Source organism: Streptomyces sp. Ncost-T10-10d, from assembly GCF_900091955.1.
Classification (GTDB): domain Bacteria; phylum Actinomycetota; class Actinomycetes; order Streptomycetales; family Streptomycetaceae; genus Streptomyces.
In genome coordinates this window covers 38,946-58,986 of record NZ_FMDF01000218.1, presented here as the reverse complement: position 1 = coordinate 58,986, position 20,041 = coordinate 38,946, and the positions used below count along the sequence as shown (strand labels likewise).

At 67.7% G+C, this 20,041-nt stretch carries 19 protein-coding genes and 1 pseudogene; 10 read left to right on the top strand and 10 right to left on the bottom strand.

What is annotated here, in order from left to right:
* The first annotated feature begins 137 nt into the window (after positions 1-137).
* The 4 genes from GA0115254_RS38015 to GA0115254_RS37995 all read left to right on the top strand — a co-directional run bounded on the left by GA0115254_RS38015 (position 138) and on the right by GA0115254_RS37995 (position 2,183).
* The gene (locus GA0115254_RS38015; RefSeq protein ID WP_093899915.1) at positions 138-344 is read left to right on the top strand and encodes a hypothetical protein; all 207 of its coding nucleotides are present in this window, start codon (positions 138-140) and stop codon (positions 342-344) included.
* A complete protein-coding gene (locus GA0115254_RS38010; RefSeq protein WP_093899810.1) occupies positions 328-852 on the top strand; it encodes a DUF6879 family protein in 525 nt (174 codons plus the stop codon). The genes GA0115254_RS38015 and GA0115254_RS38010 overlap by 17 nt, the downstream gene beginning before the upstream one ends.
* On the top strand, positions 842-1,660 hold the full coding sequence (locus tag GA0115254_RS38005; protein WP_107451487.1) for a helix-turn-helix domain-containing protein: 819 nt from the start codon (positions 842-844) through the stop codon (positions 1,658-1,660). The genes GA0115254_RS38010 and GA0115254_RS38005 overlap by 11 nt, the downstream gene beginning before the upstream one ends.
* A gap of 295 nt (positions 1,661-1,955) precedes the next feature.
* Positions 1,956-2,183: a DUF7848 domain-containing protein gene (locus GA0115254_RS37995; protein WP_093899808.1), complete on the top strand. Its 228-nt coding sequence runs from the start codon at positions 1,956-1,958 to the stop codon at positions 2,181-2,183.
* 300 nt (positions 2,184-2,483) lie between these two features.
* On the opposite strand, the gene GA0115254_RS37990 is transcribed toward GA0115254_RS37995, so the two are convergent.
* From GA0115254_RS37990 to GA0115254_RS37970, 4 genes are all read right to left on the bottom strand, one after another.
* Positions 2,484-3,317, bottom strand: a complete 834-nt coding sequence (locus GA0115254_RS37990; protein ID WP_218105608.1) for a recombinase family protein — start codon at positions 3,315-3,317, stop codon at positions 2,484-2,486.
* Positions 3,318-3,487: 170 nt separating this feature from the next.
* Positions 3,488-3,760, bottom strand: a complete 273-nt coding sequence (locus GA0115254_RS37985; RefSeq protein WP_093899806.1) for a hypothetical protein — start codon at positions 3,758-3,760, stop codon at positions 3,488-3,490.
* Positions 3,761-3,962: 202 nt separating this feature from the next.
* A complete protein-coding gene (locus GA0115254_RS37980) occupies positions 3,963-5,069 on the bottom strand; it encodes an NAD(P)/FAD-dependent oxidoreductase (RefSeq protein ID WP_093899805.1) in 1,107 nt (368 codons plus the stop codon).
* Positions 5,070-6,283: 1,214 nt separating this feature from the next.
* Positions 6,284-7,933 carry a recombinase family protein gene (locus GA0115254_RS37970; protein ID WP_093899804.1) on the bottom strand — a complete coding sequence of 550 codons (1,650 nt, stop codon included), beginning with the start codon at positions 7,931-7,933 and terminating at the stop codon, positions 6,284-6,286.
* A gap of 84 nt (positions 7,934-8,017) precedes the next feature.
* On the opposite strand from GA0115254_RS37970, the pseudogene GA0115254_RS37965 reads away from it, so the two are divergent.
* Positions 8,018-8,875 (top strand): annotated as a pseudogene (locus GA0115254_RS37965) (aldo/keto reductase); the annotation flags it as partial.
* A gap of 95 nt (positions 8,876-8,970) precedes the next feature.
* On the opposite strand, the gene GA0115254_RS37960 reads toward GA0115254_RS37965, so the two are convergent.
* Positions 8,971-9,501, bottom strand: coding sequence for a PadR family transcriptional regulator (locus GA0115254_RS37960; protein ID WP_093899802.1), 531 nt, complete (start codon positions 9,499-9,501; stop codon positions 8,971-8,973).
* An 87-nt stretch (positions 9,502-9,588) separates the two neighbouring features.
* Between GA0115254_RS37960 and GA0115254_RS37955 the strand changes: the two genes are divergently transcribed.
* Positions 9,589-10,365, top strand: a complete 777-nt coding sequence (locus tag GA0115254_RS37955; protein ID WP_093899801.1) for an alpha/beta fold hydrolase — start codon at positions 9,589-9,591, stop codon at positions 10,363-10,365.
* Positions 10,366-10,638: 273 nt separating this feature from the next.
* Here GA0115254_RS37955 and thpR read toward each other — a convergent pair whose 3' ends face one another.
* Positions 10,639-11,211 carry an RNA 2',3'-cyclic phosphodiesterase gene (thpR, locus tag GA0115254_RS37950; protein WP_093899800.1) on the bottom strand — a complete coding sequence of 191 codons (573 nt, stop codon included), beginning with the start codon at positions 11,209-11,211 and terminating at the stop codon, positions 10,639-10,641.
* 100 nt (positions 11,212-11,311) lie between these two features.
* On the opposite strand from thpR, the gene GA0115254_RS37945 reads away from it, so the two are divergent.
* Positions 11,312-11,896 carry a Uma2 family endonuclease gene (locus GA0115254_RS37945; RefSeq protein ID WP_093899799.1) on the top strand — a complete coding sequence of 195 codons (585 nt, stop codon included), beginning with the start codon at positions 11,312-11,314 and terminating at the stop codon, positions 11,894-11,896.
* Between the two features lie 77 nt (positions 11,897-11,973).
* Here GA0115254_RS37945 and GA0115254_RS37940 read toward each other — a convergent pair whose 3' ends face one another.
* Together GA0115254_RS37940 and GA0115254_RS37935 are read right to left on the bottom strand one after the other, a co-directional pair.
* On the bottom strand, positions 11,974-13,308 hold the full coding sequence (locus GA0115254_RS37940; RefSeq protein WP_093899798.1) for an MFS transporter: 1,335 nt from the start codon (positions 13,306-13,308) through the stop codon (positions 11,974-11,976).
* 95 nt (positions 13,309-13,403) lie between these two features.
* Positions 13,404-13,844: a MarR family winged helix-turn-helix transcriptional regulator gene (locus GA0115254_RS37935; protein WP_093899797.1), complete on the bottom strand. Its 441-nt coding sequence runs from the start codon at positions 13,842-13,844 to the stop codon at positions 13,404-13,406.
* Positions 13,845-13,989: 145 nt separating this feature from the next.
* On the opposite strand from GA0115254_RS37935, the gene GA0115254_RS37930 reads away from it, so the two are divergent.
* Positions 13,990-14,205: a ribbon-helix-helix protein, CopG family gene (locus GA0115254_RS37930; RefSeq protein ID WP_176740457.1), complete on the top strand. Its 216-nt coding sequence runs from the start codon at positions 13,990-13,992 to the stop codon at positions 14,203-14,205.
* Here GA0115254_RS37930 and GA0115254_RS37925 read toward each other — a convergent pair.
* Positions 14,198-15,652, bottom strand: a complete 1,455-nt coding sequence (locus GA0115254_RS37925; RefSeq protein WP_093899796.1) for an NCS2 family permease — start codon at positions 15,650-15,652, stop codon at positions 14,198-14,200. The two genes, GA0115254_RS37930 and GA0115254_RS37925, sit on opposite strands and share 8 nt — an antisense overlap.
* A 221-nt stretch (positions 15,653-15,873) precedes the next feature.
* On the opposite strand from GA0115254_RS37925, the gene GA0115254_RS37920 reads away from it, so the two are divergent.
* Positions 15,874-16,179 carry a DUF2530 domain-containing protein gene (locus tag GA0115254_RS37920; protein WP_093899795.1) on the top strand — a complete coding sequence of 102 codons (306 nt, stop codon included), beginning with the start codon at positions 15,874-15,876 and terminating at the stop codon, positions 16,177-16,179.
* Positions 16,180-16,335: 156 nt separating this feature from the next.
* Entirely contained in the window at positions 16,336-18,816 is a 2,481-nt protein-coding gene (locus tag GA0115254_RS37915) for an HAD-IC family P-type ATPase (protein WP_093899794.1), read from the top strand.
* Between the two features lie 138 nt (positions 18,817-18,954).
* Here GA0115254_RS37915 and GA0115254_RS37910 read toward each other — a convergent pair whose 3' ends face one another.
* Positions 18,955-19,836 (bottom strand): DUF5707 domain-containing protein, encoded by an 882-nt coding sequence (locus tag GA0115254_RS37910; protein WP_093899793.1) that lies wholly within the window; start codon positions 19,834-19,836, stop codon positions 18,955-18,957.
* Positions 19,837-20,041: the final 205 nt, after the last annotated feature.

Sequence of the window (20,041 nt, the reverse complement as noted above, 5' to 3'; positions counted from 1 at the left end):
CAAGAGCCGCTCGGTCGGCCGTCCCTGTTTATGCGACATCGCGAATATTGGTGTGAGCGCATAGACGGTGATGGCACCCCCTCCGTACGGTCGTGTTGCCGTCCTGCGAGGGGGCGCGCGGGACAGGGGGTTTCATCATGGCTCGTGAGGAACTGACCCGGCTGACCGGCAACGGGAGCGGGGAGTGCGGCAAGGACGACTGCCCGAACGTCTACCGGACCGCGTCCGGCTCGTTCGTCGTCCAGGGTGATGTGTCCGACGTGTTCGCTGCCCCGGAGGGGGAAGGGCTCGTGGAGATCCCGGAGGAGACGTTGAGGGAGGCGTTCCGTGCTCTTGGCTGGTGAGGAGTGGGCGGTCCGGTTCGAGCGCTTCGCGCGGGAGGCGTGGCGCTTGGAGACGTTGCCGCAGTACCTCATGCCGCAGGAGGAAGAGGAGTTCGCTGCGTTCAGGGCGGGCGTTCGGATCGATCCCGCGACCGTGGCCAACGAGTACATCGACCGGCTTCGCCGTCAGGCCGCCGAGGGGCGGGTGCAAGGACGTGTCCACGTCGTCACCCGTCCGCTGTCCGAGTATCTGCGGTTCGAGTTTCATCACTACTACAGGGCCCATGCCATGGCCGGGGAACAGATCCGCATTCTCGATGTCACGGACCGGCCCAACCCCCTGGCTGGGGCGCAGGACTTCTGGATGTTCGACCACTCCGAAGTGGTGCTCATGAACTACCACCCGGACGGCAGGCAGATCAGCCGGGAAGTGCATGTGGGAGAGGTGGAACCGTTCATCGAGTTCCAGCGAATCGCGGTCGAGGAGTCGGTCCCCTTCGAGGAGTACGTGAAGGACCTTGACCTTTGAGCCGGCGGCCCTTGGCCAGTCCAGATCGGACCTGGCTGCGGCACTGAAAGAAGAGCGGAAGCGAGCCGGATGGACGCAGGTCCGGCTCGCCAGGCATTGCAACATGAGCCAGACCAAGGTCAGCAACATCGAGAGCGGAAAGCTGACCCCTGCCCTGGTCGACGTCGAGCTGATCCTGGACGCCCTCGGGGCGGAAGGGGCGTTGGCGGCGGAGATCCTGGCTCTCGCCCGGTCCGCGAACACCGAGTGGCAGGACCACTGGAACTCACGCCGTCGGGGCCTGGACAAGAAACAGAACGAACTTGCCCGCCTGGAGGCGGTGTCCACGGAGTTCCGTTACTTCCTGCTCTCCATGATTACCGGCCTGCTCGCCACCCCTGAGTACGTACGCGCGAGCATCGCCGACGTTCCTGGAGACCAGTCCAAGACCATCGCGAAGAAGCTTGAGCGGCAGAGCGTCCTGGTCAATCCGGAGAAGCGGTTCACGTTCCTGCTCACGGAGCAGGCCGCACGGTGGCCGTTGCTTCCGCCCATCGAGATGGCCATGCAGCTGGACCGGTTGGTGTCCGTCTCCCGGATTCCGAACGTGCGCCTCGGTGTGATTCCCCTCGGCGGACACATCCCGGAGCGCCCCCTCAATACGTTCACGGTCTATGACCGCCGTCTGGCCACCGTGGAGACGGGAACCGGGGCGCTGATACTCCGGGACCACCGAGACGTGAGTGCGTACCGGGAGGATTTCCAGCGGTACGAGGGATACGCGGTATGGGGCGACGAATGCCGGGCGCTCCTTGCGGAATGGGCGTGATCTTTACCCGACAACACCAATAAAAGTGGGCCACTTCGGCTCTCCAGCTGAAACTGGTTGCTCGCTCAGGGCATTCGGTCGGGGAGGCGGCAAGCGTGAGCAATCCGAGAACGACGATGAACGGGCCGGTACATCTGTCCCTGCCCCGGACTCCACCCGCACCCGCACCGGACTGCGGGGTGTGCACCGCACTGGCCGCACAGAGGCAGGCTGCCAGGGACCGGGGCGATCTGTCGGCCGCGACGGATGCGGACGTGGAGATCCGCAACCATCCGCACCGGACACGGGGGCAACGGTGAGCCGTACCATCCTGCGCTACGTGAAGCACCGGATCACCCAGCACCCGGACACGGACGTCACGTTTGAAGCGGAGTGCCTGGCGTACCCCTGCGAGTGGACGGCGAACGCGTCGCCGGACGGCGCGGCGGTGGACGTGGAGTGCATGAGTCACACCGGCCGGACGGGACACACGTCCTTCCGGCGGGTCTGCACGTCGTTCGCCCTGGTGGTGCGGACGGAGTGACGCCGAACTCCTGCCCTTCCCGTGATCGCAGCGGCGCGAGACGGTAGGGGCAGGCCAGTTGTCCCCCGACCGGACAAGCCCTGAGCAGGAGACAGGACGTGTCTCCGGCTGAGCTGACGTGCTCAGGCTCTCGCCCCGGTCCGCCCTCGTATGCGGGGTGCCGTACCACCGTCCGGTGTGCGGTGAGGGACAAGAGCCCCTGTCAGTCGCCCCGTGGCTGGCAGGGGCTTTCCCATGCCTGGCATGACAATGCCCCCGACGCGTACGCCAGGGGTCCATCAGAACGTCTTTGCACCCGCCTCAGGCGCTTTCCGCCAGGTGGCGGTACAGGGTGGCCCGGTGAACTCCCAAGCCCTTAGCGATCGATGTGACGCTTTCGCCCTTGGCGTGCCGGGCGCGGGCCACGGCTAGCTTGTCGTCGTCCATGACGGATGGGCGTCCGCCCACGTTGCCCTTACGGGCGGCGGCTTCGAGCCCTTCCATGGTCTTCTCGCGGATACCCTCCCTCTCCACCTCCGCACTGACGGCGAGCACGGCGAAGACGATGGCTCCCGCGCCGTGCGGGTCGTAGACCCCCTGAAGCGGGCCGGAGAGGAGTTCGAGTTGGATGCCGTCCGCCTGGAGGGTGGACGACAGGGTCATCAGCTCGGCTGCACTGCGGGCGAGTCGCTTCATTTCCAGCACGGTCAGGATGACCGGCTGATGCGGTGCGGCTGTCTTGATCTCCCGCGCCAGGGTGAGCACCTTCGAAAGCTCGGGCCGTTCCTTCACACGGCTGCTGACCTGTTCCGAGAACACGCGGGTGCAGTGAGCACGGGCGAGCGCGTCCAGCTGGGACTGGAGTTCCTGGCCGGCGGTCGACGTCCGGGCGTACCCCAGCCGGATCGCTGCGCCTGGTACGACGTCGGGGGCCTGCGGGGCGGGGGCACCTTGCGTCCACCTCTTGCCGGGGTGGCGGTCGGCGGGGGTCTTCACGGTGAGTTCCGCCTTCAGGGCGGGAACGAGGGCGAAGCGCCCGATGTGGTAGCTGGACGCCACCTTGCCCGCAGCCGTACGGCAGGGGCTTCCGGCGGGAGCCTGGCACTTGGGGCAGTCGTGGCGCTCGACCTGTTCGGCCGGGATGTTCGTGATCACGCCGGGACTGTCGCACATACGTGTCGTGAAAGCTAGACCTGGACGTGACCTTTCGCGACGGGTTATGCGACAGTCCGGCAGGGGCGAACCGGACACAGGAAGGAGGGTGGCGCACTGTCGCACAACCGACCGTTTGCGCGACACGCTTACGCGACGGCGCGAACAGGACGTCAGGCGACCGGCGACGCGCACGCCAGGAACGGACCGGCCGCCTTGCTCCACGACTCGCCCCGTGCGAGAGCGCCCATCCCTTCGGCGCGCAGCGACTCGACCACGGGCGTGAGGAAGTCCGTACGCCACTGACGTACGGCGCTCTCCTGCATCCCGCTCGCGTCGACCCCCGCGCTCACCTTCGCTTCGAGAACGGCCAGTCCCTCCGTGACGTCGTCGCCGGTCCACTCGTCCATATGCTCGCCCACCAGGGCCCACGTCAGCTTGATCATGCGCCGGAGCGTAGAGGCCACGGCAGCACAAGGGGAGGGGGTATGACCCCTGGAAGGAGAGGTGACCGGCCGCCGTGTCTTGGCAGCTCAGAATCTGCCACGGTTCCAGGGCTTTCAAGCGGGTCCAGACGTCCAGTCGGCGACCGAGTTCCCCCGTCGACGCCCCGTAGGCGATATGCCGATCAACGATAGGTCTGGGCTGTCACGTGAGGAACCGCTCCGGGCGGAAGTCCGCAAGCATCTCGTCCCTCTTCCCGCTCAGGATCTCTGCGGCGAGCAGCCTGCCGATGACGGGACCGAGGGTGATGCCGCTGTGGGTCACGGCTTCGTAGTAGCCCGGCACGGACGGCACTGCTCCCACCGAGGGGAATCCGTCGGCCGGAATCGGACGGTTGGACACCCGTGTCCGGGTGATGCGGGCGTTGCCGAGTTCGGGAACGACTTGTTGCGCCACTTCGTGGAGCAGTCGTCCGAGTTCTGCTGAGTCTTTGCCGGTGTCGATGAGTGCGTCGATCTCGCGGCTGTGGAGAACCATGGAAGTGTCTCCGTCAGGGCGGATCTCGATGTGAGGTGCGTGCATGGGGTGGTGAACCGGGACCTGGGCGCACTCGACCCGTGTGACAGCTCCGGGTTCCCAGCGCATCGGCAGCTGCCGTGCGACGAGCCCGGCGACGTGGGAGGCGTTGGGGCCTGCCGCGTTCACGATGGCGTCGACCTCCAGTTGGCTTCCGTCGGACAGGACGACCGTCCGGACGGCCCCGTCGGAACGGGTTCCGATCCCGCGGACCGCAGTGCCGAACCGGCGCTCGGCCCCAGCTGCGACAGCCAGGTCGACCAGGCGGCCCACTACATGACGTCCCTGCACCCAGGCTTCGTCGGGATAGAACGCGACCGGAACCTCGTCGGGTACGGCTAGTGCAGGTTCCAGGTGGCGTACCTCGGCCCCCGTCCGTACTTCGACCCGGTAGTCCCAGCCCGCCAGCAGCTCGGCTGTCTCCAGGAGTTTCGCCTCCGCCGCCGGTTCGTCCGCCCAGCGCAGATGTCCGCCGGGATGCCACCACAAGTCCGGCCCGATGACGTCGGCGAGTTCCCGGTAGGCCGCCATGCCCGCGACGTTCAGATCGAAGTAGGACCTGCGCACCGTCTTGTTGCTGGCGTTGACCCAGGAGAAAGACCAGTTGGTGACGCCTTCGCCCGGTTGCCCCTCGTCGATGAAAACCACTTCGACGCCATGCCGAGCCAGGTTCCATCCCACACAGGAGCCGAGGATGCCAACTCCGATGACAGCTACACGTTCAGGCCGCTTCATGGATCTGATCCGCACGAACGCCCCCCTCCCCAAAGCATGGGCATTACAAACTCCCCCTTGCCCACAGCGCTTCGCCGGCAGTTTCACCCTGCCGCCGAGGCGCCTCGGTCGATACGCGGCTACCAGGCCATCTGCTCAGCGGCGGAAGGCTGTCAAAGGCTGCGCCGAGTGAACGGTTTGCGAGGCTTGGCCAGGTGGCCGCGTAGCGGCCCCATTGCGCTGGCTCCTTGCCCTCGGCACTTCCTGCTTGAGGGCGCGGCAGCGCCCTACACACAGCCGGCTTCCTTGTCCTGCTCGTTGTCGGCCCCGGAAGGGGCCGCAAAGGAGCTTGCCGTCTTCCTCCTGCGGCGGCCTACCGGCCGCCCCTTCCGCTGAGTCGCTTGCTTCTCTGGGGCGCTGCCGCGCCCCGCTTGCCGTTGACCTAAGTGGCTACCCCTGTCGACCCCGAAGGGGCCGCGCTACGTCTTCCCGTCTTCCCGTTGCGGCGGCCTCCGGCCGCGCCTTCCACTTACCCCAAAAAGATAAGAGAGGAGACGAACGTTTCCCTAGGTCAGACGCCATGCGAGTACACGTCCGGTGTGTGCCGACTACACGTGCGACATTCCGTCACCGGTCACGGTGAGGACGGCACGGAACCGGTGCGCCCCTCCCCTTCTGGAACAGGTGCGGCGGAAGGACGAGACAAGCGGCGCCGGATCGGGGTGACACAAGGTCCAGCTTCTTCGCCCGGGCTATCGCATTGTTCATGCTCTGGTCGGACAGGGGTTTGCCGTCCTTGCCGAGCAGGCGCGCCAGCCTGCCAGGGTCGAATGCCGCATGCCCCTGTCGATCCGCCCATCCGAGAGCGGCGAAGTGCACCCGGTACGCGAGCGGATGAGCGCCGTTCTCCGCCATGCGTCGATACTCACGCTGACTGACTCCGCCCCAAGGACGGTCATGGCCAAAGTTGATTGCCACAGGTTCGCGGCTCCCCTCCTGTGCGGCGTACACGGGTACGCCAGTGCCCCCGCCGGACGGCGGGACATGTGCCTCCCTTTATTCGCGGGGGTGGACCGGCCACGGTCGGCACGGTCTTCTTCACAGGTGTGGCCCGAGGTGTAGGGCCCGGACTCGGTCTCGTGCAGTCGGGAGCGACGGCGGCGACCTGTTTGGCATCCTACAAACGCCGAGGGGCCCGGATCACAGGGCCCCTCGCTATCGCTTCTTGTCCTCGATCAGCTTTCGCTGTGGACCGCCGCCATGTTGCGCAGTCGCTGCTTGAAGTCCATCGGGATCAGAACCTGGACCCTTTCGACGGGGTGCTGCCACATCCCGTCATGGCCCTCGGGCGCCATGAGCTGCGCGGCGGTCAGCCCGGTGATCGACTCGGCGTGGATGACCGCCTTGACTCCTGCGGCACGGAGTTCCTTTCCCTTCTCGTGCTGCGTCGACAGCTTGCTCCACCGCTCTCGATAGGTCTCCCCCGTCGGGATCTCCTCCCAGGCGTCCGGACGCGTGGGCTGCGCGAGGAGCTGTTCGCGCCGTGCGTCCAGCCGCTTGTAGGTTTCCCGGTACTCCTGCTTGCCCAGCTCACTGGAGTACAGACCCGCCTCACGGTCCTCCCGCAGATCTGCCAGAGCTCGGTTCACTTCCTCGATGTCGCGCGTGTAGTCCACGCCCGGACGGAAAACCTTCCGGACGATCTCGACATCTCCGGCGGCAAGGAGGAACGCCTTCTCCACGGCGTCCTCCAGGGTGTGCGCCGCGATCCCCTTACTTCCGGTCGGACACGGCTTGTGCGTGGTGCGGGAAGCGCAACGGTAATAGGGCCAGCTACGGCCGGGCCCGAGGTACGCGGGCTCCCCGCATGTGCAGAACGCGACCCGGAGCAAGGGGGATCCGCCCTTACGGTTGCCCTTCCGCCTACTGGTGTTCTCGTCCAGCTTCTTGTTGGCCAGCTCCCATTCCTCCTGTGTGATGAGGGGTTCCGCGCGCTGGAGTGGCTGGCCTTCCGCGTCCCGGACAACTCGACGGCGCTTCACCTTCTCCCCGTCGACCATCACCTCCTCGGTCACTTCCATCTGCCCCAGGACGCAACGGGAACGCACGACCTTCGACGTGTTCGCGGCTGTCCAGCGGCTCCCCTTCGGGGTCTTGCCACTGCGGATCATCTGGGCGTCGAGTGACGTCGGCGTCTTCGTCACGTCCTCGTTGAGCGACTGCGCGATGCTGTTCGCCGACTCGCCCTCGATGAGACGGCGAACGATCTCGCGGAGCGTTCCGGCCGTGTTGGTCCCGTAGTCGTCCACGACCAGCTTCCAGCCCTCGCCGGTGTCCTGCTTCTCCTCACGGTAGCCGTACGGTGTGCGGCCCCCGCGCCAGCGGCCTTCCTTCACCAGGTGGTTGTAGGACGACTTGGCCCTTGCCTTGATGGCTTCGAGCTCCCCCTCCGCGAAGGAAGCGATCAGGCTCAGAAGGAGCTTCCCCATCTGCGTGTTGAGGTTGATCCCGTCCTCGACGGTCGCGACCTCCTTGCCGTTCCTCTCGCACCACTCCAGGAGGGTGTGCACATGCAGCACGCGGCGCGAGAGACGATCGATCTTCAGGGCGCAGATGATGTCGTACTCGTCCGCCCGTGACTCCTCCATCGCGATCCGGTGCTCGATCGCACTTGCCTCCTTCCCGATGATCGAGGGAAGCCACTTGCCGAATTCCGGGCGCTTCCATGGCTCGACTCCGCCGGACACGTCGATGTCCTCGACCCACCCGACAACGACATGCCCCTCCTGGTCGGCCCATCGCTGGATGGACCGACGCTGCCGCTCCGGTGACGTGGTCTCGTCGGACACCCGCGACAAACGAATCACGCCCAGAACTCTCGCCATGCTCGTTCTCCCTCTCCCCTGCGGCACCTTCAGTGCACAAGAGGTGACAATATGCAATCAACCTCATGGCGTCAAAATGGTTGCTTCGACACCGCCAATGTCTATGGGTGGGGTGAGAACAAGGGCCGTACCGAGGAGATCATCGGCACCTGGTTCGCCCAGGGCGGCGAACGCCGCGACAAGGTGGTCCTGGCCACCAAGATGTACGGGAACATGGCCGCCGACGGCGAGGCCTGGCCCAACCACGACAAGCTCTCCGCCGTGAACATCCGGCGCTCGGTCGACGCGTCGCTGAAGCGGCTCCAGACGGACTACATCGACCTCTACCAGTTCCACCACGTCGACCGGAACACCCCTTTCGAGGAGATCTGGCAGGCGATCGACGTCCTGGTCCAGCAGGGCAAGATCCTCTACGCGGGTTCGTCGAACTTCGCCGGTTACAAGATCGCCCAGGCCAACGAACTGGCCGCCCGGCGCGGCTCGTTGGGCCTGGTCAGTGAGCAGTGCATCTACAACCTGATGGAGCGCCGCGCCGAGATGGAGGTCATCCCGGCCGCGCAGGAGTACGGCCTCGGCGTCATTCCGTGGTCCCCGCTGCACGGCGGGCTGTTGGGAGGTGTGCTGAAGAAGGAGCGCGAGGGCACGACAGGGCGTTCCGCCTCCGGCCGCAGCGCGGACGCGCTGAAGAACTCGGCGCAGCGCGAGAAGATCCAGGCGTACGAGGACCTGCTCGACAAGCACGGCCTGGAGCCGGGCGAGGTCGGCCTGGCGTGGCTGCTCGCGCAGCCGGGGGTGACGGGGCCGATCGTCGGACCGCGCAACCAGGAACAGCTGGACTCGGCGCTGCGGGCGCTCGAGCTTGAACTCTCCGCGGAGATGCTGGCGTCGCTGGACGAGATCTTCCCGGGGCCGGGGCCGTCGCCGGAGGCGTTCGCCTGGTGAGGACGGTCTGACGGACTGTCCGTCCGATACGTACGGGCCGCCGTCGCCCTCGCCCCCGAACGGGGGACGGGGCGGCGGCCCGTTGTGTGTCCGCGTCAGAGCGAGGCGTCGAGCTCCTTGAGCGTCTCCCCGAGCCAGCTCAGCTCCGCCTGGCTGGTCGCGCGGGCGATCCTCAGCAGACCCTGCCGGAACGGGTCCTCGAACACCTCGGCGCCGAGCGGCTGCTCGCCCTCGTAGAAGAAGCTGCTCGGCTCCTCCAGGAACGCGAGCCGGCGCCGCAGCACCTCCGCCTGCTCGGCCGAGGACGACAGATGACGCAGGAAGGCGAGGACGGTGAACCAGCGGTTCTCGTCACTGATGTCCGTCTCGTCGGCCTCCCGCAGCCGGCGCCGCAGCTCCTCGCGCCCCTCCTCGGTCAGGGTCAGCGTGTGCCGGGGGGCAGCCCTGCTGCCCGGCTCCGTCCGGCGCTCCAGCCATCCGGCTCGTTCCAGGCGCTTGATCGCCGGGTACAGCGTGCCGTCCGCGATGGGGCGGACATGTCCGGTGAGGTGGGCGACCCGACGCTTCAGCTCGTAGCCGTGCAGCGGCTGTTCGTACAGAAATCCCAGGATGGCCAGTTCCAGCATGCAAGCATCCTCCCCCATGGCGTTATACATCGGTGCCGATATATAGTCTCGCCGAGACAAGCGCCTTCGGGGCCAGGAGGAGGACACATGCAGAACGCTCAGGTGACGGCCGACGGTGCGTGCATCCGATGGGTGGAGCTCCCCGGCCGTCCCGGCACGCCCCGTACCCGGGTCTATCTGCACGGGCTCGGGGCCTCGTCCGGCCCGTACTTCACCGCGAGCGCCGTGCATCCCCTGCTGGCCGACAGCCGGTCGCTGCTCATGGACCTGCTCGGCTTCGGAATCAGCGACCGCCCCACGGACTTCGGCTACACCCTGGAAGAACACGCCGACGCGGTGGCGGCTGCGCTGAAGGCGGCCGACGCGTACGACTCGGACGTGGTCGCGCACAGCATGGGCGGCGCGGTGGCCATCGTGCTCGCGGCCCGCCACCCGCAGCTGGTGGCCCGGCTGGTGCTGGTCGACGCCAATCTGGACCCGGTCGCCCCGGACCCGGCCCGGCCGGGCAGCAGCGGCCTCGCCCGGTACACGGAGGAGGAGTTCCTGGCCGGCGGCCTGGAGGAAGTGCGCGACCGGGTGGGACCCCACTGGTGGGCGACCATGCGCCTCGCGGGTCCCGAGGCACTCCACCGCACCGCCGTGCATCTCGCCCGCGGGACCACGCCGACGATGCGCGAGCTACTGCTGGACCTGAAGATTCCGCGTACGTATCTGCGCCCCCGGGACAACGGACCGCTGCCCGGCGAGGAAACGCTGATCGAGAACGGGGTACGGGTCGTGGCCGTCCCGGACTGCGGGCACAACATCATGCTGGACAACCCGGAGGCGTTCGCCAAGGAGACGGCGTCGGCCGTCAACGCCTGAGACGGCGGGGTACGCGTCGGACGCGACGGGCCCGGGATCGCGCGCATGGGTCGGTTCGTACCGCTCCTGGTGGTCGCCGGAGCCCTTGCCGCGGTCATGGGCCTCTTCACCCGGCCGGCGACCGTCGTCCGGATCGGCCGCCCGGGGCACGGCCGCTGACGTCACGCTCCGACGGCGGCTGCCACGGCGACGACGACGAACATCAGCACGAGCACGGCGGCCATGATGCGGTTTCTGGTCTTCGGGTCCACCCTCCGAGCGTAACCGCCCGTCTCAGTGATCCAGCGACCAGGATGCGATCGTCTCGTACCGCGGCTTCTCGCCCCGCACCCCGGCGACCGGCAGGTTGCTGCGTACGAGGGCGAGCTCACCCACCTCCCACGGGGTGCCCTCGAAGCCTCCGAGAGCCTCGACGAAGGGGCGCAGGTCGGCGTCGGTGCGGCTGCGGGCGAGGGTGAGGTGCGCGCTGTAGCGGCGGTGCTCCTCCATCGGGATGCCGGTGCGGCGGGCGGCGGCGTCGGCTCGTTCGGCCAGCAGCCGCAATGTGTCGATCCCACCCGCGGCCCCCGCCCACAGCGCCCGCCCGCCGAACCGGCCGGCGCCGTGGATGCGCAACGAGAAGCGCTCGGTACGGTGGGCCGCCCGTTCGAGGCGCGCACGCAGCTCGGGCAGCACCTCCTCGTCCACGGACCCGAGGAACGCGAGCGTGAAGTGCCAGCTGGGCGTACCGGTCCAGCGCAGTTTCCCGGCACCGGGGAGCGCGCGCAGCGGGTCGACGGCACGGCGCAGTTCCTGGACTGCCCGGTCGGGCGGCAGAACGGCGACAAAGAGTCTGAGGCTGCTCATGGGCAGAGTGTCGCACCGTAACGGCGTGTCCCGGGCTCCGTGCGTATCGTTGTACTACGCGGCTGCCCGCGCCCGTGCGGCAGCGGGGAGGAGCGGCACGATGACCGTCGTAGAGACCGACAGGATCGAGATGGCCGACAGCAGCGACGAGCGCACTCTGGACATGATGTTCGAGTGGCTTGAGCCCACCCCCGAGGGATTCAAGGTAGAGATCGTCGAGGGGAACATCTACATGTCGCCGCAGCGGGACATCCACTGGCGGATCATCCTGGCGCTCATCAGGCAGCTGCTCTCCAGGTACGGGGAGGAGCAATTGACATCCGATGTCCGCTTCGACTTTCCGGGCCGTCTCAACGGCCTCGCCCCGGACGTGGTGGCTCTGGCCGAGGACGCCGCACATGACGCCAAGGGGCGGTATCGCTACCAGGACATCGAGTTCGTCGCGGAGGTGATCTCCAAGGACACCGCCGCCAACGACTACGGCCCGAAGAAGGCCACGTATGCCACCGCCGGCGTCCCGGTGTACGTCATCGCCGACCCATACACCGGCACGTGGCACCTCCACACGCTGCCGAAGGACGACGAATACCGCAGTGTGCTGAGCCTCGATTTCGGCACCCCGATCGACCTGACCGACACTGTCGTCGGCCTCACTCTCCGGACCGACACGTTCCCCCGCGACTGACCGCGCCCCGACACACGGGACGGCCCCGACCGGGTGGGTACCGGTCGGGGCCGTGCCGTGTGCCGCACGGGCGGCCCTCAGGCCGCCGTGGCCAGCTCCTCACGCGGGACGAACCGCACGTGCGGGCGGCCCGGGCGGAGGTCGACCTTGAGGCGGAGTCCGCCCACGCGGGCCAGCATGAAACCGACGCCCAGTGCGGCCACCAGTGAGAACGCACCGCCGACCACCATGCCCGTACGGACCCCGTAGGCGTCGCTGACCCAGCCGACGATCGGGGCGCCCACCGGCGTACCACCGGCGAAGACCATCATGTACAGGCTCATGACCCGGCCGCGCATCGCCGGGTCGGCGGCCATCTGGACGCTCGTGTTCGCGCTGATGTTGGTCGTCAGGCCGATCATGCCGATCGGGACCAGCAGGATCGCGAAGAGCCAGACGGACGGCGACAGGGCCGCGACGATCTCCAGCAGGCCGAACGCCGTGCCCGCGGCCACCAGCATCCGCAGTCTTGAGGAGCGGCGACGGGCGGCGAGCAGGGCGCCGGCGAGGGAGCCGGCCGCCATGAGGATGTTGAAGAACGAGTACATCCCGGCGCCGCCGTGGAAGATCTCGTCCGCGAAGGCCGTGAGCCAGATCGGGAAGTTGAACCCGAACGTGCCGACGAAGCCGACCAGGACGATCGGCCAGATCAGCTCGGGGCGGCCGGAGACATAGCGCAGGCCCTCCCGCAGCTGTCCCTTGGCGCGCGGCACGACGGTGGCCTTGTGCAGCTCGCTCGTACGCATCAGCGTCAGGCCGACCAGTGGGGCCGCGAAGGACAGGCCGTTGAACATGAAGGCCCAGCCGCTGCCGACCGTGGTGATCAGGACACCCGCGACGGCGGGGCCGATGAGCCGGGCGGACTGGAAGTTCGCCGAGTTGAGACTGACCGCGTTCCGCAGCTGGGCGGGACCCACCATCTCGGAGACGAACGACTGGCGGGCCGGGTTGTCGACGACCGTGACCATGCCGAGCAGGAACGCGATGAGGTAGACGTGCCACACCTGGACGACACCGGAGAGCGTGAGCACCGCGAGGGCGATCCCGCACAGGCCGAGAGCCGCCTGGCTGACGAGAAGAAGCTTCCGCTTCGGGAGACGGTCGGCGATGACACCGCCGTACAGGCCGAAGAGAAGCATCGGAAGGAACTGGAGGGCCGTGGTGATGCCGACGGCGGCGGCGGATCCGGTGAGGCTCAGGACGAGCCAGTCCTGCGTGATGCGGGACATCCAGGTACCGGTGTTGGAGATCACGGCGCCCGTGGCGAACAGGCGGTAGTTACGGATCTTCAGCGACGAGAAGGTCCCGCCGGGCTTGCTCTCGTGGGTGGAAGTCGGTGCGGGGGCGGAGTCTGCTCCGGATCCCGTACTCAAAAGGGTTCGCCTCCTCGGGCGTATACATTTCGCTGACTGACGGGATGCGGCGGTGCGGGCGGTGCGCCGGCTGTGGTCCGGCGCGGCCGGCCCCGCTACAGGTGGGCGAGCTTCTCCAGCACGGGCGCCGCCTTGCGCAGCGTCTCCCACTCTTCCTCGTCCAGGCCCTCGGCGAGGGTGGTCAGCCAGGCGTTCCGCTTGGAGCGGCTCTCTTCGAGCATGGCTTCCGCCTGTTCGGTCTGGCTGACCATCTTCTGGCGACGGTCATCGGGGTGCGGTTCCAGTCTGACCAGTCCCTTGGCTTCCAGCAGCGCGACGATGCGGGTCATCGACGGAGGCTGCACATGTTCCTTGCGGGCCAGCTCACCGGGTGTGGCCGAACCGCAGCGGGCGAGCGTGCCGAGCACCGACATCTCGGTGGGGCTCAGCGACTCGTCGACGCGCTGGTGCTTCAGGCGTCGGCCGAGCAGCATCACGGCGGAGCGAAGGGAGCTCACGGCGGCCGCACTGTCGCCGTCGTGGATCAGGTCAGGCATGTTTATTAGCCTAACTCATTACCTACTCTAAAGACCATTCGTGTTACACGCGCGAGAGCCACATCACCCAATCGATCACCCGAACGAGTGAGTCGGATCCGGAAAGTGACGCCAGACGACCTCCTGGGCCGTAACCCTGCTTGCCATGGGATCGACTGTGCTCAGCCTGCGGATAGACGGTGAGCTGCTCGACCGGCTCAGGCAGCATGCCGCCAAACGCGGAATGAGCGTCCAGGACTATGTCGTCCGGACGCTCATTCGCGATGACTTCGACGAGCGCTTCAAGGCGGCCGTCGACGAGACGGAGAAGTTCTACGGCCCGGAAGGGACCGCAGGGATCAGGGCTGAAGAGGTCACGTGAGGCCGAGGGCCGGCATCGCGTAGTAGAAGACGAAGACCGCCGACACCACGTACATGGCCGCCGGCACCTCGCGCCAGCGCCCGGCCACGACCCGCAGCACGGAGAAGGCGATGAAGCCGATGCCGATGCCGTTGGTGATCGAGTACGTGAACGGCATCATCAGCATGGCCAGGAAGGCCGGGATGGCGAGCGTGTAGTCGCTCCAGTCGATGTCCCGCACCGAACCCGAGATGATCAGGAAGCCGACCGCCAGCAGCGCCGGGGTGGCGGCCTGCGACGGGACCATGGTCGCCAACGGCGTCAGGAACAGCGACACCGTGAACAGCAGACCCGTCACGATGCTCGCGAGGCCGGTGCGGGCACCCTCGCCGACACCCGCCGTGGACTCCACGAAGCAGGTACCCGCCGAGGCGGAGCTCGCACCGCCCGCGGCGACCGCGATGCCGTCGACGAACAGCACCTTGTTGATGCCGGGGAAGTTGCCGTCCTTGTCCGTCAGCTTCGCCTCGTCGCCGACGCCGAGGATGGTGCCCATCGCGTCGAAGAAGCAGGACAGCAGCACGGTGAAGACGAACAGGATGCCGGTGAGCACACCGACCTTGTCGAAGCCGCCGAACAGACTGACCTTGCCGATCAGCCCGAAGTCCGGGGTGGCGACCGGGTTGCCCGGCCACTGCGGGACGGTCAGACCCCACGCCTCGCCCGGCAGATGGGCGACCGCATCGATGATCATCGCGACGACCGTCATCGCGACGATGGAGATCAGGATCGCGCCCGACACCTTGCGGACGATCAGCGCGAGGGTGAGCAGCGCGCCGAGGATGAAGACCAGAACCGGCCAGCCGGTGAGGTGGCCGTCGCTGCCGAGCTGGAGCGGCACGGTCGTGTGCGCGGCGTCCGGGATACGGGAGACGAAGCCCGAGTCGACCAGGCCGATCAGCAGGATGAAAAGGCCGATACCGATCGCGATGCCCTTGCGGAGCGACTTCGGTACGGCGTGCATCACACGTTCGCGGAGCCCGGTCGCGACCAGCAGCATGACCACGATGCCCGCGAGGACGACCATGCCCATCGCGTCCGGCCAGCTCATCCTGGGAGCGAGCTGGAGGGCCACGACGGTATTGACGCCGAGGCCGGCGGCCAGCGCGATCGGCACATTGCCGATGACACCCATCAGGAGCGTGGAGAACGCGGCGGTCAGCACGGTGGCGGTGACCAGCTGCCCCCCGTTGAGCTGATGCCCGTACATGTCCTTCGCGCTACCGAGAATGATCGGGTTCAGCACGATGATGTACGCCATTGCGAAGAACGTGGCGAATCCGCCGCGGATCTCGCGCGCAACCGACGACCCCCGCTCGGAGATCTTGAAAAAACGATCCAGGCCGTTGTGCGGCTGAGGAGCCGGAGACTGCTTGGAGTCGACCGAAGCGGTGGCCGAGGGGGACATGTATGACCTCAGTCGTACGTAGAGGGGGGGTTAAAAGTGGTCAGCTTTGGACTTTCACACGAATAATTCGAGTCAGCCGTAAGCAGATTCAGTATGAATACATAAGGCGAAGATCGCTATCTCCGCGCGTAGACCCTTGCGTCAGCTGGCCTGCCGGTCTTTACGCATGCGTCTTTACGGGCTACGGGAGGGGGCCGCAGGTGGGCCCATACACTGAGGTCATGGCGAAGTGGACACCGAAGCACGAGGCACCCGCGCCCCTGGAGGGGCCCGTCGTCGCCACCATCACCGGCGGCACGATCCTCTGGTTCGTCCTCTTCCTGGTCCAGCTGCCGTTCTACGGCTGGTTCGACGCCCACGGGCACCTGTGGTGGGTGTGGACCTGCCTGGCCGGTGCGGGGCTCGGCCTGATCGGCATCTGGTACGTACGGGGGCGCGACGCCGCGATCAAGCGGGCAGCCGCGGCTGCGGCCTCCGCGCCGAGCGCCGGGACGGATACGGAGGGCACGCCGGGCGCCACGGCGTGAAACCGGCCGGCACCTCGGGTGCCGTCGCCCGGCACCGCCCGGCACCGCCCGGCATCAGGGCCTCCGTACCACCGCAGGACCAATCCCCTCCTCCTCCGGTCTGATCTTCGGACCCCCATTGGCCGAATCGGACGATCCACCCGTACCGTCGGAACCATGACGCAGCGGGCACCCCACTCCTTCGGCGAGCAGATCCCCGGGGCATCCGGTACTTCCGGCCGCCCCGGGCCGGCCATGATCGACGCCGGGTCCGAGCTCGATCCGGTCCATCCGATGAAACTGCCGGCCCCGGCCGTGAGCACCCGCGGGCTGACCGCGGCCGAGGTGGCCGAGCGGATCGCCCGCGGTGAGGTCAACGACGTACCCGTCCGCTCGTCCCGTTCCGTCCGCGAGATCGTCCGCGCGAACGTCTTCACCCGGTTCAACCTGATCATCGGCGTGCTCTGGCTGATCATGCTGTCCGTCGCACCGATCCAGGACAGCCTCTTCGGCTTCGTGATCATCGCCAACACCGGCATCGGCATCATCCAGGAGTGGCGGGCCAAGAAGACCCTCGACAGCCTCGCGGTCATCGGCGAGGCCAAACCCACGGTGCGACGCGACGGGGTCTCGGCCGAGATCTCCACCTCCGAGATCGTCCTCGGCGATCTCGTCGAGCTGGGCCCCGGCGACAAGGTCGTCGTGGACGGCACGGTGGCCGAGGCCGACAGCCTGGAGATCGACGAATCGCTGCTCACCGGCGAGGCCGACCCGGTGCTGAAGCAGCCCGGCGACCCCGTGATGTCCGGCAGCTTCGTCGTCGCGGGCGGCGGCTCGTTCGCCGCCACCAAGGTCGGCCGTGAGGCCTACGCCGCACAGCTCGCCGAGGAGGCGTCCCGCTTCACCCTCGTCCAGTCCGAGCTGCGCACCGGTATCTCCACCATCCTCAAGTACGTCACCTGGATGATGGTGCCGACCGCGATCGGCCTGGTCATCAGCCAGCTCGTCGTCAACAACAACGACATCAAGGGGTCGGTCGCCCGGACCGTCGGCGGCATCGTCCCGATGATCCCGGAAGGCCTGGTGCTGCTCACCTCGGTCGCCTTCGCGATCGGTGTCGTACGGCTCGGCCGCAAACAGTGTCTGGTGCAGGAACTCCCCGCCATCGAGGGGCTGGCCCGCGTCGACGTCGTCTGCCTGGACAAGACCGGCACCCTCACCGAGGGCGGCATGGACGTCACCGAGGTCAGGGCGCTGGGCGGTGCGGACGACACGTACATACAGCGCGTGCTGGGTGCCCTCGGCGCGTCCGATCCCCGGCCCAACGCCAGCCTGCAGGCCATCGTCGACGCCTACCCGGACGGGGAGGTGTGGCAGTGCACGCAATCGTTGCCGTTCTCCTCGGCCCGCAAGTACAGCGGCGCCGCGTTCGACGAGGGCGGCGGCCGGGCGTCGGCCTGGCTCCTGGGCGCGCCCGATGTGCTGCTGCCCGAGCAGGACCCGGCGCTCGCCGAGATCGAGCAGCTCAACGAGCAGGGGCTGCGGGTGCTGCTGCTGGCCCGCGCGCAGGGTGAGCTCGAAGGGCCGGACATCGCCGCCGGAGCCGTACCGAACGCACTGGTCGTCCTGGAACAACGGCTGCGGCCGGACGCCGGCGAGACGCTGGCCTACTTCGCCGACCAGCGGGTCGCCGCGAAGGTCATCTCCGGCGACAACGCGGTCTCCGTCGGCGCGGTCGCCGGCAAGCTCGGCCTGCCGGGCGCCGAGAACACCCTGGACGCGCGCCGGCTGCCCACCGACCCGGACGAAATGGCCACGGCCATGGAAGAGAACGCGGTCTTCGGCCGGGTCACCCCGCAACAGAAGCGGGACATGGTCGGTGCGCTCCAGTCCCGCGGCCACACCGTCGCGATGACCGGCGACGGCGTCAACGACGTGCTGGCGCTGAAGGACGCCGACATCGGCGTCTCCATGGGTTCGGGCTCCGAGGCGACCCGGGCCGTCGCCCAGATCGTGCTGCTCAACAACAGCTTTGCGACGCTGCCGTCCGTCGTCGCCGAGGGACGGCGGGTGATCGGCAACATCACCCGGGTCGCCACCCTGTTCCTGACCAAGACCGTCTACTCGGTGCTGCTGGCGATCCTGGTGGTCTGCTTCCAGGTCGACTACCCGTTCCTGCCGCGCCATCTGACCCTGCTGTCGACGCTGACGATCGGCGTCCCGGCGTTCTTCCTGGCCCTCGCCCCCAACAAGGAACGGGCCCATCCGCACTTCGTGCGCCGCGTCATGCGGTACGCGATCCCGTCGGGCGTCATCGCCGCCGTCGCCACCTTCGTGACGTATCTGATCGCCCGGCACTACTACTCCGGTACGGGTGCGCTGGACGCGGAGACCAGCGTGGCCACGCTCACGCTGTTCCTGGTCTCCATGTGGGTCCTGGCGATCATCGCCCGCCCGTACACCTGGTGGCGGATCTGCCTGGTGGCGGCGATGGGGCTGGCGTTCGTGATCGTGCTGGTGGTGCCGTGGCTGCAGAACTTCTTCGCGCTGAAGCTGGTGGGAGCGGCGATGCCGTGGACCGCGGTGGGCATCGCGGTGGTGGCGGCGGCGGGCCTGGAGTTCGCCTGGCGGCTGGTCAGCCGCCGCTTCCCGGCGTAGCGCCCTGCGGCGACCGCGGCCCGGGACGCGAACGGGCCGTGCCCGGGAGGACGAAAGCCGTCCCCGGACACGGCCCGGAGTGCTGCGTGGTGGTGCTGGTGCGTACGTGGAAGTACGCGGGAACTGCTTCGGGAACTACTACTTCACGTCGACGAAGTCGCCCGCGGTCGTGACGGCCGGGGTGGTGGACGTACCGGCGAAGCTGTAGCGCCAGTAACCGTCGACCGTGGCCTTGGACGTGGTCTTCAGGTTGCCGGTGCTGTTCGTCTTGATGGTCTTGATCGTGGTGTACGTGGAGCTGGTCTTCTTGCGGAACTGGAGCTTCACCGACTGCCCGGTGTAGCCGTGGTACGCGTGGTCCTCCCAGTTCGCCCGAGACAGCTTCCCGGTGATCGTGATCGTCCCGCCCTTCTTCACGGGCTCCGGGGCGGCGTTCACCGTCAGCTTCGACAGCCGCTGCACGCGGGCGGTGCTGTAGAAGTCGGTGAAGGCGATGTCGGTCTCGTTACCGGCGAGCGCACCCGCGCTGACGTGCCAGGTGCCGGCCAGGGAGTTCTTGTACAGGTCGTAGCGCGGGTAGACCGTGAAGGTCAGCTTGCAGGTCGAGGTCGTCGCGTTGACCTTGGTGCACTTCGCCGGGTCGTTCGGCAGGATGGCCCCGTCGATGGTGTTCTCGGAGGACGGGTCCGTGCCGTGCCACAGGTCGACATAGGCGTCGACGACACCGGACGCGTGCGACGCGGTGACCGAGACGGAGATCGTCTTCGAAGCGGTGGTGCCCAGGACGATGTCCTTGCCACCGTTGACGACGACCTTCGAGATGACGGGTTCCGCCGTGGCCGCGCGGGTGGCCGCGGCGGCCTTCGACGATCCCTTGGCGGCGGTGCCGAAGACCTCGGCACCCGACGTCGGCTTGTGCAGGTTCGCAGCAGAGTGGTCGCCCGCCTGGGCGGCCGGAACGGCAAGAGCGGACAGGGCCAGGGCGCCGGAGACGGCAGCAACAGTGGCACGAATGCGCATATGTTTCCCCAGTGGAGAAAGGGGCCCCGCGGGTACGTGGTGCGACCCGGGCGGGGCCGTTGGGTCTGAGAGTCTGCTGACTCGAAAGACCAGACCTCTTACGCATGTGAAGGGTTGTACGCACAGTGGAGTTCTAGTGTGTCGTCCCGCAGTGAGAAACGCGGCGACCCACGCGGCGGGCCGTGCCCGGGAACGAAAGCCGTCC

Coding starts and splice junctions, on each gene's coding strand:
- GA0115254_RS38015 (WP_093899915.1), top strand. CDS start 138: ATGGCTCGTGAGGAACTGACCCGGCTGACCGGCAACGGGAGCGGGGAG.
- GA0115254_RS37985 (WP_093899806.1), bottom strand. CDS start 3,760: ATGATCAAGCTGACGTGGGCCCTGGTGGGCGAGCATATGGACGAGTGG.
- GA0115254_RS37980 (WP_093899805.1), bottom strand. CDS start 5,069: ATGAAGCGGCCTGAACGTGTAGCTGTCATCGGAGTTGGCATCCTCGGC.
- GA0115254_RS37970 (WP_093899804.1), bottom strand. CDS start 7,933: ATGGCGAGAGTTCTGGGCGTGATTCGTTTGTCGCGGGTGTCCGACGAG.
- GA0115254_RS37960 (WP_093899802.1), bottom strand. CDS start 9,501: ATGCTGGAACTGGCCATCCTGGGATTTCTGTACGAACAGCCGCTGCAC.
- GA0115254_RS37955 (WP_093899801.1), top strand. CDS start 9,589: ATGCAGAACGCTCAGGTGACGGCCGACGGTGCGTGCATCCGATGGGTG.
- thpR (WP_093899800.1), bottom strand. CDS start 11,211: ATGAGCAGCCTCAGACTCTTTGTCGCCGTTCTGCCGCCCGACCGGGCA.
- GA0115254_RS37945 (WP_093899799.1), top strand. CDS start 11,312: ATGACCGTCGTAGAGACCGACAGGATCGAGATGGCCGACAGCAGCGAC.
- GA0115254_RS37935 (WP_093899797.1), bottom strand. CDS start 13,844: ATGCCTGACCTGATCCACGACGGCGACAGTGCGGCCGCCGTGAGCTCC.
- GA0115254_RS37930 (WP_176740457.1), top strand. CDS start 13,990: ATGGGATCGACTGTGCTCAGCCTGCGGATAGACGGTGAGCTGCTCGAC.
- GA0115254_RS37925 (WP_093899796.1), bottom strand. CDS start 15,652: ATGTCCCCCTCGGCCACCGCTTCGGTCGACTCCAAGCAGTCTCCGGCT.
- GA0115254_RS37920 (WP_093899795.1), top strand. CDS start 15,874: ATGGCGAAGTGGACACCGAAGCACGAGGCACCCGCGCCCCTGGAGGGG.
- GA0115254_RS37915 (WP_093899794.1), top strand. CDS start 16,336: ATGACGCAGCGGGCACCCCACTCCTTCGGCGAGCAGATCCCCGGGGCA.
- GA0115254_RS37910 (WP_093899793.1), bottom strand. CDS start 19,836: ATGCGCATTCGTGCCACTGTTGCTGCCGTCTCCGGCGCCCTGGCCCTG.